The sequence below is a fragment of the Geobacillus thermoleovorans genome, from assembly GCF_001610955.1.
Taxonomy (GTDB): Bacteria; Bacillota; Bacilli; order Bacillales; family Anoxybacillaceae; genus Geobacillus; species Geobacillus thermoleovorans.
In genome coordinates this window covers 222,516-237,386 of the sequence record NZ_CP014335.1, presented here as the reverse complement: position 1 = coordinate 237,386, position 14,871 = coordinate 222,516, and the positions used below count along the sequence as shown (strand labels likewise).

General features: G+C 50.4%; 17 protein-coding genes. 6 read left to right on the top strand and 11 right to left on the bottom strand.

Features of this window, described 5'->3' with window-relative positions; genetic code table 11:
- Nucleotides 1-120 precede the first annotated feature (120 nt).
- Nucleotides 121-1,491 carry a class II fumarate hydratase gene (gene fumC / locus GT3570_RS01345; protein ID WP_062898322.1) on the bottom strand — a complete coding sequence of 457 codons (1,371 nt, stop codon included), beginning with the start codon at nt 1,489-1,491 and terminating at the stop codon, nt 121-123.
- Nucleotides 1,492-1,858: 367 nt separating this feature from the next.
- Here fumC and GT3570_RS01340 point away from each other — a divergent pair, with 367 nt between their 5' ends.
- The 3 genes from GT3570_RS01340 (at nt 1,859) to GT3570_RS01330 (ending at nt 4,193) form a co-directional block, all read left to right on the top strand.
- Nucleotides 1,859-2,353, top strand: a complete 495-nt coding sequence (locus GT3570_RS01340) for a cation:proton antiporter regulatory subunit (protein WP_062898321.1) — start codon at nt 1,859-1,861, stop codon at nt 2,351-2,353.
- A gap of 9 nt (nt 2,354-2,362) precedes the next feature.
- The gene (locus tag GT3570_RS01335) at nt 2,363-3,607 is read left to right on the top strand and encodes a cation:proton antiporter (protein ID WP_062898320.1); all 1,245 of its coding nucleotides are present in this window, start codon (nt 2,363-2,365) and stop codon (nt 3,605-3,607) included.
- Nucleotides 3,608-3,857: 250 nt separating this feature from the next.
- Complete coding sequence (locus tag GT3570_RS01330) at nt 3,858-4,193, top strand: hypothetical protein (RefSeq protein ID WP_021322577.1); 336 nt, start codon at nt 3,858-3,860, stop codon at nt 4,191-4,193.
- 82 nt (nt 4,194-4,275) lie between these two features.
- Here the strand turns inward: GT3570_RS01330 and groL are convergent, their stop codons facing one another.
- Together groL and groES are read right to left on the bottom strand one after the other, a co-directional pair.
- Complete coding sequence (groL, locus tag GT3570_RS01325; protein WP_011229758.1) at nt 4,276-5,892, bottom strand: chaperonin GroEL; 1,617 nt, start codon at nt 5,890-5,892, stop codon at nt 4,276-4,278.
- Nucleotides 5,893-5,996: 104 nt separating this feature from the next.
- On the bottom strand, nt 5,997-6,281 hold the full coding sequence (groES, locus tag GT3570_RS01320) for a co-chaperone GroES (RefSeq protein ID WP_013144057.1): 285 nt from the start codon (nt 6,279-6,281) through the stop codon (nt 5,997-5,999).
- Between the two features lie 355 nt (nt 6,282-6,636).
- Here groES and GT3570_RS01315 point away from each other — a divergent pair, with 355 nt between their 5' ends.
- Both GT3570_RS01315 and GT3570_RS01310 read left to right on the top strand, forming a co-directional pair.
- Nucleotides 6,637-7,371 (top strand): CPBP family intramembrane glutamic endopeptidase, encoded by a 735-nt coding sequence (locus GT3570_RS01315; RefSeq protein ID WP_023634042.1) that lies wholly within the window; start codon nt 6,637-6,639, stop codon nt 7,369-7,371.
- Entirely contained in the window at nt 7,368-7,547 is a 180-nt protein-coding gene (locus GT3570_RS01310) for a YdiK family protein (protein ID WP_013522803.1), read from the top strand. Before GT3570_RS01315 ends, GT3570_RS01310 begins: the two co-directional genes overlap by 4 nt.
- 183 nt (nt 7,548-7,730) lie before the next feature.
- Here the strand turns inward: GT3570_RS01310 and tatC are convergent, their stop codons facing one another.
- The 4 genes from tatC to moaC are packed head-to-tail and all read right to left on the bottom strand — an operon-like array spanning nt 7,731 to nt 9,809.
- Complete coding sequence (tatC, locus tag GT3570_RS01305; protein ID WP_011229753.1) at nt 7,731-8,474, bottom strand: twin-arginine translocase subunit TatC; 744 nt, start codon at nt 8,472-8,474, stop codon at nt 7,731-7,733.
- Between the two features lie 20 nt (nt 8,475-8,494).
- Nucleotides 8,495-8,647, bottom strand: coding sequence for a twin-arginine translocase TatA/TatE family subunit (gene tatA, locus GT3570_RS01300; protein ID WP_013144052.1), 153 nt, complete (start codon nt 8,645-8,647; stop codon nt 8,495-8,497).
- A gap of 16 nt (nt 8,648-8,663) precedes the next feature.
- Nucleotides 8,664-9,305 (bottom strand): redox-sensing transcriptional repressor Rex, encoded by a 642-nt coding sequence (locus GT3570_RS01295; RefSeq protein ID WP_013144051.1) that lies wholly within the window; start codon nt 9,303-9,305, stop codon nt 8,664-8,666.
- A 15-nt stretch (nt 9,306-9,320) separates the two neighbouring features.
- Nucleotides 9,321-9,809 carry a cyclic pyranopterin monophosphate synthase MoaC gene (gene moaC, locus GT3570_RS01290; protein WP_011229750.1) on the bottom strand — a complete coding sequence of 163 codons (489 nt, stop codon included), beginning with the start codon at nt 9,807-9,809 and terminating at the stop codon, nt 9,321-9,323.
- Between the two features lie 97 nt (nt 9,810-9,906).
- Between moaC and GT3570_RS01285 the strand changes: the two genes are divergently transcribed.
- A complete protein-coding gene (locus GT3570_RS01285) occupies nt 9,907-11,832 on the top strand; it encodes an ABC-F family ATP-binding cassette domain-containing protein (protein WP_062898319.1) in 1,926 nt (641 codons plus the stop codon).
- A gap of 309 nt (nt 11,833-12,141) precedes the next feature.
- On the opposite strand, the gene tsaD is transcribed toward GT3570_RS01285, so the two are convergent.
- From tsaD to tsaE, 4 genes are read right to left on the bottom strand one after another with little or no spacing between them, the layout of a single operon-like run.
- Complete coding sequence (gene tsaD, locus GT3570_RS01280; protein ID WP_011229748.1) at nt 12,142-13,155, bottom strand: tRNA (adenosine(37)-N6)-threonylcarbamoyltransferase complex transferase subunit TsaD; 1,014 nt, start codon at nt 13,153-13,155, stop codon at nt 12,142-12,144.
- Complete coding sequence (gene rimI / locus GT3570_RS01275; protein ID WP_011229747.1) at nt 13,152-13,604, bottom strand: ribosomal protein S18-alanine N-acetyltransferase; 453 nt, start codon at nt 13,602-13,604, stop codon at nt 13,152-13,154. The genes tsaD and rimI overlap by 4 nt, the downstream gene beginning before the upstream one ends.
- Entirely contained in the window at nt 13,564-14,304 is a 741-nt protein-coding gene (gene tsaB, locus GT3570_RS01270) for a tRNA (adenosine(37)-N6)-threonylcarbamoyltransferase complex dimerization subunit type 1 TsaB (protein ID WP_011229746.1), read from the bottom strand. Before tsaB ends, rimI begins: the two co-directional genes overlap by 41 nt.
- Nucleotides 14,301-14,759 carry a tRNA (adenosine(37)-N6)-threonylcarbamoyltransferase complex ATPase subunit type 1 TsaE gene (gene tsaE / locus GT3570_RS01265; RefSeq protein WP_011229745.1) on the bottom strand — a complete coding sequence of 153 codons (459 nt, stop codon included), beginning with the start codon at nt 14,757-14,759 and terminating at the stop codon, nt 14,301-14,303. The genes tsaB and tsaE overlap by 4 nt, the downstream gene beginning before the upstream one ends.
- Nucleotides 14,760-14,871: the final 112 nt, after the last annotated feature.

The following is a 14,871-nucleotide window of genomic DNA, read 5'->3' as shown; positions in this document are numbered from 1 at the left end:
AAAGCAGCCAGCTGGCGGCAGGAGGCTGTCTCAATGGAAAAACGCTCATCCCTTGAATCGGGATGAGCGTTTTTGGCCCGCCTATTCGCTCACGGCTGATCTACCCGTCGTTTTGTGCCGCTAAATCATCTTCTCCGGCCTCACCCATTCTTCGTACTGCTCAGCTGTCACATACCCGGTTTTCAATGCCGCTTCCTTGAGCGTCAACCCTTCGCGATGGGCGAGCTTCGCGATTTCCGCCGCCCGGTCATAGCCGATATGCGGGCTCAGCGCCGTCACGAGCATGAGCGACCGCTCTACGTATTCTTTCATTTTCGCTTCATTCGCCTCCAACCCTTTGGCGCACCGCTCATCAAACGAACGAATCGCATCGCCGAGCAGCTGCACGGACTGAATGGCGTTATAGGCGATGACCGGCTTGAACACATTTAATTGGAAGTTGCCTTGGCTTGCCGCAAAACCGATCGTGGCGTCGTTGCCGAACACTTGAACAGCGACCATCGTCATCGCTTCGCTTTGCGTCGGATTCACTTTCCCCGGCATGATCGAGCTCCCCGGTTCATTGGCTGGAAGCGTGATCTCCCCGAGCCCGGAGCGCGGCCCGCTCGCCAGCCAGCGGATGTCGTTGGCGATTTTCATCAAATCGGCAGCGAGCGCTTTCAATGCCCCGTGGACGTAAACAATCTCGTCATGGCTGGTCAACGCATGGAATTTGTTTGTTGCCGAACGGAATGGATAGCCGGTTTGCGCCTTCAGCTGCTCGGCCACTTGTTCGCCAAATCCCGGCGGCGCATTGATTCCGGTTCCGACCGCCGTGCCGCCGATCGCCAAATCAAGCAGCTTCTCACTCGCTTCGGTGATCATGGCCTTGCTTTTTTCCAGCATCGTCCGCCAGCCGGAAATCTCCTGCCCAAATGTGAGCGGCGTCGCGTCTTGCAAGTGGGTGCGCCCGATTTTGATCGTCTTTTCATATTGGCGTTCTTTCGCAGCGAATGTTCCGATCAAGCCATCAAGCGCCGGCAGGAGATGTGTTTGGATTTTCATGTAGATCGCGATATGCATCACCGTCGGGAATGTATCGTTCGAGCTTTGCGACATGTTGACATCATCGTTTGGGTGAATGCGCCCCTCCCCGTCACCTAGCAGCTCATTCGCCCTCCTCGCCACGACTTCGTTGACGTTCATATTCGTCTGCGTCCCGCTTCCCGTCTGCCAGACGACGAGTGGAAAATGGTCATCCCATCGGCCCGCCAAAATTTCCTCGCACGCGGCCACAATCGCCCGCTGCTTCGCTTCGCTCAGCTTTCCAGCCTGATGGTTCACGATCGCCGCCGCCTTTTTCAGCTCGGCATAGGCATAAATGAGTTCAAGCGGCATTGTTTCTTTGCCGATGCGAAAGTTTTGCCGGCTTCGCTCCGTCTGCGCCCCCCAGTATTTATCGGCCGGCACCTTCACCTCGCCGAGCGAGTCGCGTTCAATTCGTTCGTTCATCACGTCAGCCCCCTTTGCCTAGACACTCTCATATTACGTGTTCATTCCCATTGTGGCCTAAACGGCCGGCAAAAAAACAACATTCCCTTCCACCAATGATTTTTATCATCCCAAACCGGATCCCTCCACTTTTAAACGTAAGCATAAATGAGAGAAAGCGTTCACTATGCTTAACATACAAACGGAAAAGACTAGAAAAACCACCGATATGTATATTTCCTCCTCAATCACCTTCAAACAGCTAGCTGAGCTAAAAAAGTGAAAAAAAAAACGTTTTTACTGTTATAATAACTATAGACAAAGTAGATAACAGAAAAGGAAAAAACTCCAATATAATCAAAATATAAGCAAGGAGGAATCTTTGATCATGAATATCCGAGAAAGCGAATTGCCGGGAATTGGGTACAAGTTTGAAATTATTACGCGAAACAAAGATAAGCTTGTCATTGTGATCCATGACGATGGGCGAAGGGAAATTTATCACTTTGACGCAGAGGATTATGATGAAGTCGTTAGCAGCGTGACCTTAAGCGACCAAGAAGCGCGCCAAATTGCAGGAATCATTGGAGGAATGGCATATAAACCAAAGGCGCTCGAAACGATTGAGTTTGCCTTTGACGATCTCATTATCGAGTGGTTTCAAGTGGAGCCAAACGCCCCCGCTGTAAATCAAAAAATTGGTGAACTTGATATTAGGAACCGTTTCGGTGTCACTGTCATCGCTATCAAAAAGAAACATTCCCAAAAATCCCATAATCCCGGTCCAAATACATTGATTGAAGCTGGAGATACCTTGATTATGTCTGGAGAAAGACAGCAAATCAAGGAGATCATTAGTCATTTACTATCAAATAAGGAGTGATGGGAATAGATGAACCATTTAGTATTCGAAGTAGGAACGGCACTCGTCCTAGTCGCCATTGGGTCGATCATTGCCAATAAATTAAACTTCTCCATTATCCCGTTTTTGATCGTGATCGGCATGCTGGTCGGGCCCCATGCCCCCACAATCGGGATTATTGACCTCACTTTTATTCAAAGCAATGAAATTATCCAGTTTTTAGGCAGGATCGGGGTACTTTTTTTACTGTTTTATTTAGGACTTGAATTTTCTGTTGGTAAACTGATTAAATCCGGAAAAAACATCGTGGTCGGCGGAAGCATCTACGTCACAATGAACTTTGTTTTAGGATTGGTTTATGGCAAGGCCGTCGGAATGCCATGGATGGAAACGCTTCTTATTGCTGGACTCCTCAGTGTATCATCAAGTGCCATCGTGGCCAAAGTTCTCGTCGATTTAAGGAGAACGGCCAATCCTGAAACAGAGCTCATTTTAGGGATGATCCTTTTTGATGACATCTTCCTTGCCCTATTTTTGACGACGATGTCAGGGGTTTTGCTAGCTGGATCCACCTCCTTTTTCGGAATCAGCCTATCGGTTTTAACATCTGTTGCTTATATGCTGCTATTTTTTGTCATCGCTCGTAAAGGTGCCCCTCTGCTTAACAAATGGTTAAATATCAAATCCGATGAAATATTCATCATCGTTATCTTTGCTATTCTCTTTTTCGTTGCCGGCTTTTCCGAAACGCTTCATGTCGCTGAAGCTATCGGGGCCTTACTACTGGGGCTTGTCTTTTCGGAAACCGAACACCGCGATCGAATCGAACATTTAGTTGTTCCATTCCGTGACTTCTTTGGAGCTATCTTTTTCTTTAGTTTCGGTTTGACTATTGAACCATCCACCTTAATTCATGCGTTTTGGTTATCATTAGGAGCCGTTATCGTCACTCTACTAGCCAATATGGTGGCGGGAATGATCGCCGGAAGAAAGGCCGGGTTGTCCTACAAAGCCTCTACAAATATTGGTTTGACAATCACCGCGCGTGGAGAGTTTTCCATCATCGTTGCAAATCTGGGGATTACAGCGGGGTTAAACCCGATACTGACGCCTTTTACCGCACTTTACGTTCTCATGTTGGCCATATTGGGACCACTCTTTGCCAAAGAAAGCAAAACGATCTATAAACTACTCAACAAAGTATTTAAATGGGATAAGAAGCTAGCTAAGGAGAAGGAGAAGCAAAAGGAAAGAGTCGAAGTTGCGGAAAAATAAGTAACGGCTGCAACGTCCTTCTTTATCGCTCGCTTACTCCAATCCATCTCTTATCTCCTTCTTCCGAGTGGACGCTCAGTCACCGGATCAGAGGCCATTCGGGAACGTATTCATGCAACCTATCGGTTAAAAAGACGTCTATATTTAAAAAGGGGAATTCTCTATGCGAATACGATGGGCCCCAGGTCTGATTTTACTTCTATGGCTTTCCGGCTGTTCATTCGGCAATATCGAGCCGCCTAAATGAACGTTGACCGTCAACGGTGAAACGGTCAACCACCGGCTCGGGACTTACACGTGGTCAACAGGCCGACGAGCAGTTACTGCTGACGCCGCCGCCCCGCCGCAGCTCGTCAAAGAACTCTCTCCCTATACCGCTGCTCCGGGGGCAAAACTTCGCGTTCAATTTGACTATCGCCCATCAACACTCGAAGCTGGCGTATGGAACGGCGACAATGTCGACTGGCAGTTAGTTCCCAATGGAACGATTGAGCTGCCTGAACAGCAAGGCTCGTACATCTATGTCATTCATGCCACTTGGAAAGAGGGGGACGCTATTTACGCGTTCCCTATCACCATTCAATAGAAAGAGAGAATGACTTTTCCCCTCTCCAAAAAGAAAAGGAACACTGGGAATAATCCCAGTGTTCCTTTTTTGACTAGGTGGATTACATCATGCCGCCCATATCCGGCATGTTGTTGTTGCCTTTGTTTTCTTCCGGTTTGTCGGCAACGACCGCTTCTGTCGTCAAGACCATTGCGGCGACAGATGCAGCGTTTTGCAGCGCCGAACGAGTGACTTTCGTCGGGTCAACGATACCAGCTTCGATCATGTCGACCCATTCACCTGTTGCCGCATTGAAGCCGATGCCCGGTTTTTCGTTTTTCAGGCGCTCAACGATGATCGAGCCTTCCAGACCAGCGTTTTGCGCGATTTGACGAACCGGTTCTTCGATCGCGCGCAATACGATTTTCACACCGGTTGCTTCATCGCCTTCCGCTTCGATGGCAGCGACTTTGTTGTAGATGTTCATGAGAGCCGTGCCACCGCCGGCGACAATGCCTTCTTCAACAGCCGCACGAGTCGAGTTGAGCGCGTCTTCGATGCGCAGTTTGCGTTCTTTCAATTCTGTTTCTGTTGCCGCACCGACTTTGATGACCGCTACGCCGCCAGCCAATTTCGCCAAGCGTTCTTGCAGTTTTTCGCGATCGAATTCGGACGTCGTTTCTTCAAGCTGCGCACGGATTTGGTTGATGCGCGCTTTGATGCGCTCCGAATCGCCAGCGCCTTCGACGATCGTCGTCGTTTCTTTCGTGACAACAACTTTCGCCGCACGACCAAGCGACGCGATCGTCGTCGATTTTAATTCACGGCCAAGCTCTTCCGAGATCACTTCGCCGCCTGTCAAAATCGCAATGTCTTCGAGCATCGCTTTGCGGCGATCGCCGAAGCCAGGCGCTTTGACAGCAACCGCATTGAACGTGCCGCGCAGTTTGTTGACAACAAGCGTCGCCAATGCTTCGCCTTCAACATCTTCCGCAATGATCAGGAGCGGACGGCCTTGTTGGACGACTTGTTCTAAGACCGGCAACAGTTCTTGAATGCTCGATACTTTTTTGTCCGTGATGAGGATGTACGGATTTTCAAGGACAGCTTCCATTTTTTCCGTATCCGTAATCATGTACGGTGAAACGTAACCGCGGTCGAATTGCATCCCTTCGACAACGTCGAGTTCCGTCGTGAAGCCTTTCGACTCTTCAAGCGTGATAACGCCATCATTGCCAACGCGTTCCATCGCTTCAGCGATCAATTGGCCGACTTCTTCGTCAGCAGCCGAGATCGCAGCAACTTGGGCGATCGACTCTTTTCCTTTAATCGGTTTGGAGATGGCTTTCAATTCTTCAACCGCAACAGCAACCGCTTTTTCGATACCGCGACGGATGCCCATCGGGTTGGCACCAGCTGCTACGTTTTTCAAGCCTTCGCGGATCATCGCTTGAGCCAATACCGTAGCGGTTGTTGTACCGTCCCCAGCGATGTCGTTCGTTTTGCTGGCGACTTCAGCGACCAATTTCGCGCCCATGTTTTCAAACGGATCTTCGAGCTCGATTTCTTTCGCGATCGTTACCCCGTCATTCGTGATGAGCGGCGAACCGAATTTTTTCTCCAATACGACGTTGCGGCCTTTCGGACCTAATGTGACTTTCACTGCGTCTGCAAGTTTGTCCACCCCGCGCAACATCGCACGGCGCGCTTCTTCACTGAACTTGATTTGTTTTGCCATACCCCGTTACCTCCTTATGAAATTGTTGGACTGCGTGCCACAAGTTAAGTATCCGATTAAGTACCCAGTATGTTTTCGGAATGTTTATGTGATGAACGCATATATTAGCGGATGACAGCCAAAATATCGCTTTCGCGCAAAATTAAGTATTCTTTGCCGTCGTATTTCACTTCTGTGCCCGCATATTTCGAGAAGATAATGCGGTCGCCAACTTCGACTTCCGGCGCGATGCGTTGGCCGTTATCGAGCACGCGGCCTGCACCGACAGCAACAACGCGGCCTTCTTGCGGTTTTTCTTTCGCCGTATCCGGCAGAACGATACCGCTAGCCGTTTTTTCTTCTGTTTCCACGACTTCAATGACAATACGATCGCCTAATGGCTTCAACACGGGGAACAACCTCCTTAACGATAGTTTTCACCGTTCTTATTAGCACTCATCACTATTGAGTGCTAACACACTTATAATATTAATGAACTTCTTTCAGTTTTGCAAGTAGGAAATGCAAAAAAATAACTGTTTTTCTCTCCTAAAGAAGAAAGAGCAAAAGGAGCCGGTTGTTTTGCCTCTACTCCCCATCCGCGCGGAGCCCGTTTTCATTATTTCACATTCCTCGGACTGATAAACGGCTCCGGTTAATTTTTTTACGGCGGTCAGGTGGGATGCGAGGATGCAGTTTTCTTACTATTTTCGCCATACATGTGCTACAATACGGATATAATTTGAAATAAAAGGGGTAGAGGGTTTGAAACGCAACCACTGGTACGTCATCATCACGTATATCGTCATGCAGCTGTCCGCCTTTGTCGGCGTGCCGCTTCTTCGCGCCCTCGGCGTCGGCCAAGGAACGGAAAGCCGCCTCGAAGCCGCCAAACTGGCTTCCGGGTATTGGGCGATCATTAGTTTCCTGCTCGCTTTTGTCATTATCCTATGGCTGCTCCGCGGTGACCGCAACGAACGAATGATGCGGCGGCTGCCGCTTGCTTCCTCGTGGATGTGGGCGGTCTTGGGCGTCTTTTTGGCGCTCGCGGCCCAAAGCATCGCCGCCAACATCGAATGGCGGCTGCTCGGCATCAAACCAGGGTCGGAAAATACAAGGCAAATCATCGATATCATCCGCCTGACGCCGCTGTTGGTCGTCGTCACCTCCGTCATCGGCCCGATTTTGGAAGAGCTCATCTTCCGCAAAATCATTTTCGGCTCGCTTTATGAAAAATACAACTTTTGGCTTGCTGCGCTTGTCAGTTCGCTTTTGTTTGCCATTGTCCATATGGAGCCAGAACATTTGCTTCTGTACACATCCATGGGGATGGTATTCGCGTTTTTATACGCAAAAACCGGACGCATTTTCGTACCGATTTTCGCCCATGTCGCCATGAATACGTTCGTCGTCGTCATGCAGACGCTATTGGCCGACGAGATTGAGAAAATGATGCGCCAGTCCGAGCTGCCGCTCGCCGTTTGGAGGGTTTGGCTATGATGCGAAACCCTCGGCTGTTTTCGCTTCTGTATTTCGTCTTAGGCTCAATGTTTACGTATTTGGCCATCGAAAGTGCTCATGAAACGGTTTGGAACGTCTCCACCATCGCTTTAGCGGCGCTCGCTGCCTTTGATTTCGGCACCGCCCTTCGCCTTCTTTTCGCCTCAAAACGCTGACCCCCTTCCCGTGATTCGCGCGGGAAGGGACCAGAACATCAATCCCATGACGGCGATCATATCGTGAAAATGGAAACAAAAAAACAAGAGGCCGGCCTCAAAGCTCTGTTTTGCGGCTTTTGAGACAGCCCCTTCGTTTGGCCCGGCCTTGCTCGCTTTCCTCTCAATGTTTTTCGTCCCGCCTCACTCATTGCCTTCCTGCTCGACTGCTCGCTGCGCTTTCCGATAGCCGATGCGCGCCACCCAAATGCTTCCTTCATACAAAATGGTGAGTGGAATCATGACGATCACTTGCGACAACACATCCGGCGGCGTAATGACCGCCGCTAAAATAAGCAGCGCTAAATACGCATACTTGCGGATGCGAACAAGAAGCTGCGGCGTAATAAGCCCTAAGCGGGTGAAAAACAGCACAACAATCGGAAGCTGAAATACGATGCCAAACGGCAGCACGAGCTGAAGCAAAAACTGAAAATATTCATTAATGCCGATCATTTGTTGAACCCCTAGTTGGTCAGCCAGCTGGCTCATAAATCGAACGACAAACGGAAACAAGACGAAATAAGCGAAGCTGACGCCTGCTAAAAAAAGAACGATCGACGCCGGGATATAGCTTAACGTCACTTTCCGCTCTTTTTCATACAGACCGGGGCTGACAAACGCCCAAATTTGATACAACAGCACCGGAGCCGACAGCACAGCTGCGATGACAAAGGCAAACTGAAAATACACTTTAATCGGATCGGTGAGGCGGAAGGCGTTCATGGTCAAATGCTTCGCCTCGGCCGTTCGCTGCAAATACAAAATGACATCATCGACAAAAAAGAAACTAACGACAAGCGCCGCAGCAAAAAAGATGAGCACGATGATGAGCCGTTTTCGCAGTTCACCCAGATGCTCATACACCGACATTTCTTTGTCATTCATTGTTTCTCCATCCTGCCTTGTCATCGGTCGGTTTTCGTTTCTTCGTCATCAGCGAGCCCTTTTGTGGCGTCTTTAAACTCGCGAAGCGACTGGCCGAACGACCGCCCTAATTCTGGCAGCTTTTTCGTGCCAAACAGCAACAAAATCACAGCAACGAGCAACAAATATTTCATGTGTTGTTCTCTCCTTTTACGATGGCGATGGATAGTTTTTCAAAAAATAGACGAGCGACTGCAGCTCAATGGCTAAATCGATATGATGGACGCGAATATGGTTCGGCACGTTCAACCGCGCCGGAGTAAAGTTTAAAATGCCTTTAATTCCTTGGGCGACAAGGCGGTCGGTCAGCGCTTGAGCCGCGGCGGCCGGCACGGTTAAAATGGCGACCGGGATGTTTTCGTGAAGCCGCTCCTCCAACTCATCGAGATGATAGACCGGCACCCCGCCGACTGTCGTTCCTACTTTCCGCTCATCGACATCAAACGCCATCACGATTTTCGTATTGTTGTTTTTCGAAAAATTATAGTTTAAAAAGGCGGTGCCTAAATTGCCGACGCCAAACAAGGCGACTTCGGTCACCTCATCCTCTTCAAGCGTCCGGCGGAAAAACGACAACAAATAATTGACATTATACCCGTATCCCTTTTTACCAAGCGCGCCAAAATAGGAGAAATCGCGGCGGATCGTCGCCGGATCGACTTTCACCGCCTCGCTCAACTCGGCAGAGGAGACGCGTTGCTTGCCGGAAGCGTGCAAGTTTTTCAAAAACCGATAGTAAAGCGGCAGCCGTTTGGCGGTTGCCTGCGGAATTTTCGGTTGTTCGTTGCTCATGATCTCATCCCCTAGCTAATCGGTTTTCCGTCGGTAATGGCCAGACTTCCCGCCCGTTTTTTCGACCAAATACGTCGGACCGATGACCATTCCTTTATCAAGCGCCTTGCACATATCGTACACCGTCAACGCACAGACCGAAGCGGCCGTCAGCGCTTCCATTTCCACTCCTGTGCTCCCTTTCGTTTTCACCGTTGCCGTGATGACGAGCTTATGCGCTTCTCCATCGTTTTCCCAAGCAAAAGCAATGTCCACACCCTTTAACATAAGCGGGTGACACATTGGAATAAGGTCAGCTGTCTTCTTCGCCGCCATCACCCCCGCCACTTGAGCGACGGCGAGCACATCCCCTTTCTCGATCGCATTGCTCGTCATTTTTTCGTAAATTTCCCGGCTGACAGTCACGCTCGTTTGCGCCACAGCCACTCGCACAGTATCTTCTTTGTGCGTAATATCAACCATTTTCGCGCGCCCTTGTTCATTGAAATGAGTGAACGATGACAATACAATCTCCTCCATTTATACACTATACACGATTTTTCATCATTCGTCTTTGACCGTTTTCGCGACTTACGTTAAACTATTCGCGAGGTGAAATGACATGATCATTTTGCAAGTGCACGGGCTCACGAAATATTTCGGCGCTGACCTTATTTTATCGAATATAAAACTAGAAATACAGTCCCACGACCGAATTGCCCTTGTCGGCCGCAACGGAGCGGGAAAATCGACATTGTTGAAAATCATCGCCGGTGAACTCTCTTTCGACAGCGGCAAAATCATCAAACCAAACCATATCAAAATCGGCTATTTGGCGCAAAACAGCGGGCTCGACTCGCCGCGTTCCATTTGGGACGAAATGCTTGAGGTATTCACCCCGCTTCTAGGACTCGAAAAACAGCTCGCCGAACTCAGCATGCAACTCGGCGACCCAGACGTACTCGCCGATCCAGCTCGCTATGAAAAAACGCTGAAAACGTATGACGAGCTGCAAGAACAATACAAAGAACAAGGCGGCTACCAATACGAAGCCGATATCCGCTCCGTTTTGCACGGGCTGCAGTTTTCCTCATATGATTATAAAACAACGCCGATCTCGTCGTTAAGCGGCGGACAGCGGACGCGTCTTGCCCTTGGGAAATTGCTGTTGTCCAAGCCGGATTTATTGATTTTGGACGAGCCGACGAACCATTTGGATCTTGAGACGCTCGCTTGGCTGGAGCAGTACTTGCAAGCCTATCCCGGTGCCGTCCTGGTTGTTTCCCACGACCGCTACTTTTTAGACAAAATCGTCACTGACGTATACGAACTGTCGAATGCCACGCTCAAACACTATGCCGGCAACTACAGCCGCTATTTGGAGTTGCGGGCCGAGCAATACGAACAAGAGTTAAGACGGTACGAGAAACAGCAAGAAGAAATCGCCCGACTCCAAGACTTCATCCAGCGCAACATCGCCCGTGCCTCGACGGCCAAACGGGCGCAAAGCCGGCGAAAGCAACTGGAAAAAATAGAACGGCTCGAACGGCCTGTCGGCGATGAAAAATCAGCCTCCTTTTCGTTCTCGATCGATCGACCGAGCGGCTATGAAGTGCTCACCGCTGAAGACATAGCCGTTGGCTATGGCGACGGTGCACCCATCATCCGCCAAATCAGCTTCCGCATCACGCGCGGCGAAAGCGTCGCCCTAGTCGGGCCGAACGGCATCGGCAAGTCGACATTGCTGAAGGCGATCGCCCGAAAACTCCCTATCCAAACAGGAGAGCTCCGCTACGGCGCAAACGTCCAAATCGGCTATTACGATCAAGACCAAGCTGATTTGTCATCGAACAAACGGGTGCTTGACGAGCTGTGGGACGCCTACCCCGAAAAGACAGAAAAAGAAATTCGCACCGTGCTCGGCAACTTCCTGTTTTCCGGCGATGACGTTTTAAAACCGGTCTCCGCTTTAAGCGGCGGGGAGAAAGCACGCCTTTCGCTCGCCAAGCTGATGTTGCAAAAAGCAAATGTCCTTCTTTTGGACGAACCGACAAACCATCTAGACCTCGACAGCAAAGAAGTGCTCGAGCAAGCGCTCATCGACTACCCGGGAACGATTTTGTTCGTTTCCCACGACCGCTATTTCATCAACCGAATCGCAACAAAGGTGTTTGAACTTTCCAGCGGAGGCCTAACGGAATACTTAGGCGACTATGATTACTACATCGCCAAAAAAGAAGAAATGCGCGAACTGGCACTCCTGAACGTCCGCCCGACAGAAACGGCAAGTGATTCTGCCAAAACGACATACGAGCAAGAAAAAGAGGAAAAAAAACGACGGCGCCAGCGCCAACGCCGCTTGGATGAAATCGAAGCCGAGATTGCAACGCTTGAAGCACAAATCGCTGAGATCGAGCAGCAACTTTGTGATCCATCCGTTTACGGCGACTATGAGACGATGCAACGATTGACGCAAGAAAACGACGAGCGAAAGCAGCGAGTCGAAATGTTATTGGCCGAATGGGAACAGCTTTATACTTCACTATAACCGACAACCCGCCTCTAGTTTCGGCGGGTTGTTCTTTAGTTAGTCACATTATCCACAAAAGAATCCACAATTTCCACCATGGAATATAAGTTATTCACCAACTTTTCCACATTATCCACAAAAAACATCTTCCTTGTTACACAAAAATCGCTGTGTATTGTCTTTCTTATGTTGATAGTGTTTTACCGCTTTTTCCACATTGTCCACAGATTTGTGGATAAAAATATACACATGAAAATAAAAAGGACGATCCGTTTGCCTGCCGCAAACGGATCGCCCTTCGGTGTCTTTCGCGTTTCAGCCAACTGCCTAGACAAGCGGCAAGCTTGGATTGGCGTTGAGCGCCAAATCAGCCCGCTTTCCTTGTTGATATAACACTGTTCCCGCAACGGCAATCATCGCAGCATTATCGGTGCATAGCGATAACGGCGGGATGACAAGCTCCACATCGGGGAGCTCTTTCATTTTATCCTGCAGTGCAGCCCGCAGCCCGCGGTTGGCCGCCACCCCCCCGGCGAGCAGCACTTGCCGTACGCGGTATTCTTTGGCGGCCTGCACCGTTTTCGTCACCAGCACATCGACGACGCTGGCCTGAAAGCTCGCGGCCATCTGTCTCGGATCGATCTCCTCGCCGCGCTGCTTCGCGTTGTGGAGCGCATTGAGAACCGCCGATTTTAAGCCGCTGAAGCTGAAATCATACGAACCTTCCTCAAGCCACGCTCGCGGCAAATCAATCACTGGCTCTCCCTCATGAGCCAGCCGGTCGATGTGCGGTCCTCCTGGGTACGGAAGGCCTAAAGCCCGCGCCACCTTGTCATACGCCTCACCGGCAGCGTCATCGCGCGTTTCACCGATCACCGCAAAATTCCCATGCTCCTTCATGAACACTAGTTCCGTATGACCACCGGAAACGACGAGCGCCAACAGCGGGAACTTCATTTCGGCCACTAATTGATTGGCGTAAATATGACCGGCGATATGATGCACTCCAATAAGCGGCAATCCATGGGCGAACGCTAACGCTTTCGCCGCGTTGACCCCGACAAGAAGCGCTCCGACAAGCCCCGGTCCGGCCGTCACCGCCACCGCATCAAGGCTCGCAAACGATACGCCGGCCTGCTGCATCGCTTCCTCAATAACGAGCGTAATTTGCTCCACATGATGGCGGGAAGCAATTTCCGGCACGACGCCGCCAAACCGCCGATGGCTTTCCATTTGCGACGCCACTACATTCGATAAAACCTCTCTTCCGTTTTTCACGACTGCTGCCGCCGTTTCATCGCAGCTCGTTTCAATGCCTAATACATACACGTCCTCATTCATCTCAGCTTCACCCACATGACTAACGCGTCTTCAAAGTTATCCGGATAATACCGTTTGCGAATGCCTCCGTTGCGAAACCCAAGCTTTCGGTACAGCGACTGGGCAACATGATTGGACACGCGCACCTCAAGCGTCATCGTCGCCGCCCCGTGCTGCCTAGCCATGTCCATCAAGCGTCGCATGAGCGCTTCACCAAGCTTTTGCCCACGAAACTGCGGCAACACGGCTACATTCGTCACATGCGCCTCATCGATGACAAGCCACATCCCACCATACCCGATGATCCGCCCGTTGTACACCATGACGATATATTTGGCGTAGCGGTTGTACATGAGCTCGTTGTAAAACGATTCACGGCTCCAAGGCGAAGTAAACGATGCCCGCTCGACTTGCACGACTTCATCAATGTCATGAATGGTCATTGGCCGAAATTGAACATTGATCCCCATCGTTCTGTTCCCCTTTTTGTTTCGCGAGCCATTTCGCCTCCGCCTCGGCAAGGCGGAGGTAGTTCGGCACAAACACATGGGCGTTCTCGCGCTCTTTTTGTTTGCCGAGCATCACCAACTCGCTCGGACGCGGCAACGCCAAAGACGGCGGGGCCACGTGAACCCGTTCGCCTAAATGACTTCGAAACAAATCACGATATAGCGGTGCATCCGCACCAATGAACAATACATCCTCTTCCCGCTCGCTCAACCGACGCGCCCACTCATCCGCCGCCACAATCCGGTCCTCCTCAAGACAGCGGAGCGCACCGCCTTCGTAGCGATAAAGCCCGGTGTAAATTTGTCCGCGCCGTGCGTCAAACAGCGGAACGATCACCCCAGGAAAATAACGGCCATTGGCGGCGAGCACTTCAAGGCTCGACACTCCGGCGATCGGAATACCGAGCGACCAGGCAAGCGTTTTCGCAATCGTCACGCCGATCCGCACCCCGGTATACGACCCCGGCCCTTTCGCTACAACGATTAAATCGAGATCTTTTGGAGCAACGTCACATCGTCGAAGCAACAACTCAATGGCTGGCATCGCCCGGGATGAATGGTCTTTTTTCACATTGGTGATGAATTCCCCTTTCACGACATCACCATCTACCAACGCAATGCCAAGCGGCATATTCGATGTATCAATTCCCAATACTTTCATGACGGAAAAATCTCCTTGCACAACTGTTCATAACGCTCTCCCGACGGCTCAAAGCGAAGCAACCGCTCATCGCCGCCACGATGAAACAAGAAAACGGTCAGCCGTTCCTCAGGCAACTGGCCGGCGATCAAATGCGCCCATTCAACAACCGTAACACCATCGCCAGCAAAATATTCGTCAAATCCAAGATCTTCCCATTCATCTTCAAGTCGGTATACATCCATATGATAAAGCGGAAGCCGACCATCATATTGCTTAATAATCGTAAACGTTGGGCTATTGACCGTTTGCGTAATGCCCAGCCCTTCAGCAAGACCTTTCGTAAACGTCGTCTTTCCCGCCCCGAGATCACCTTCTAATGCGATGACCATTCCCCGCTCAAGATGTTCCGCCAGCCGGCGGGCCACCGACTTCGTTTCTTCCGGAGAATGCACCAAAATTTCAATTTTTTTCATTTTGTTCTACCTTATCCCCTTTTATCATCTTCACTCTTGCTTTTGAAATTGTATCATATCCGAACATCTTGCCGCCACTTCCAAAACGAAAAATAGGCATAGGAGAAAGGGA

Excerpts from the sequence above, each read along its gene's own strand:
- fumC (WP_062898322.1), bottom strand. The coding sequence starts at position 1,491 with ATGAACGAACGAATTGAACGCGACTCGCTCGGCGAGGTGAAGGTGCCG.
- GT3570_RS01335 (WP_062898320.1), top strand. The coding sequence starts at position 2,363 with ATGAACCATTTAGTATTCGAAGTAGGAACGGCACTCGTCCTAGTCGCC.
- GT3570_RS01310 (WP_013522803.1), top strand. The coding sequence starts at position 7,368 with ATGATGCGAAACCCTCGGCTGTTTTCGCTTCTGTATTTCGTCTTAGGC.
- tatC (WP_011229753.1), bottom strand. The coding sequence starts at position 8,474 with ATGAATGACAAAGAAATGTCGGTGTATGAGCATCTGGGTGAACTGCGA.
- rimI (WP_011229747.1), bottom strand. The coding sequence starts at position 13,604 with ATGGGGATCAATGTTCAATTTCGGCCAATGACCATTCATGACATTGAT.
- tsaD (WP_011229748.1), bottom strand. The coding sequence starts at position 13,155 with ATGAATGAGGACGTGTATGTATTAGGCATTGAAACGAGCTGCGATGAA.
- tsaE (WP_011229745.1), bottom strand. The coding sequence starts at position 14,759 with ATGAAAAAAATTGAAATTTTGGTGCATTCTCCGGAAGAAACGAAGTCG.
- tatA (WP_013144052.1), bottom strand. The coding sequence starts at position 8,647 with ATGAAATATTTGTTGCTCGTTGCTGTGATTTTGTTGCTGTTTGGCACG.
- groL (WP_011229758.1), bottom strand. The coding sequence starts at position 5,892 with ATGGCAAAACAAATCAAGTTCAGTGAAGAAGCGCGCCGTGCGATGTTG.
- GT3570_RS01285 (WP_062898319.1), top strand. The coding sequence starts at position 9,907 with ATGATCATTTTGCAAGTGCACGGGCTCACGAAATATTTCGGCGCTGAC.
- GT3570_RS01295 (WP_013144051.1), bottom strand. The coding sequence starts at position 9,305 with ATGAGCAACGAACAACCGAAAATTCCGCAGGCAACCGCCAAACGGCTG.
- GT3570_RS01340 (WP_062898321.1), top strand. The coding sequence starts at position 1,859 with ATGAATATCCGAGAAAGCGAATTGCCGGGAATTGGGTACAAGTTTGAA.
- tsaB (WP_011229746.1), bottom strand. The coding sequence starts at position 14,304 with ATGAAAGTATTGGGAATTGATACATCGAATATGCCGCTTGGCATTGCG.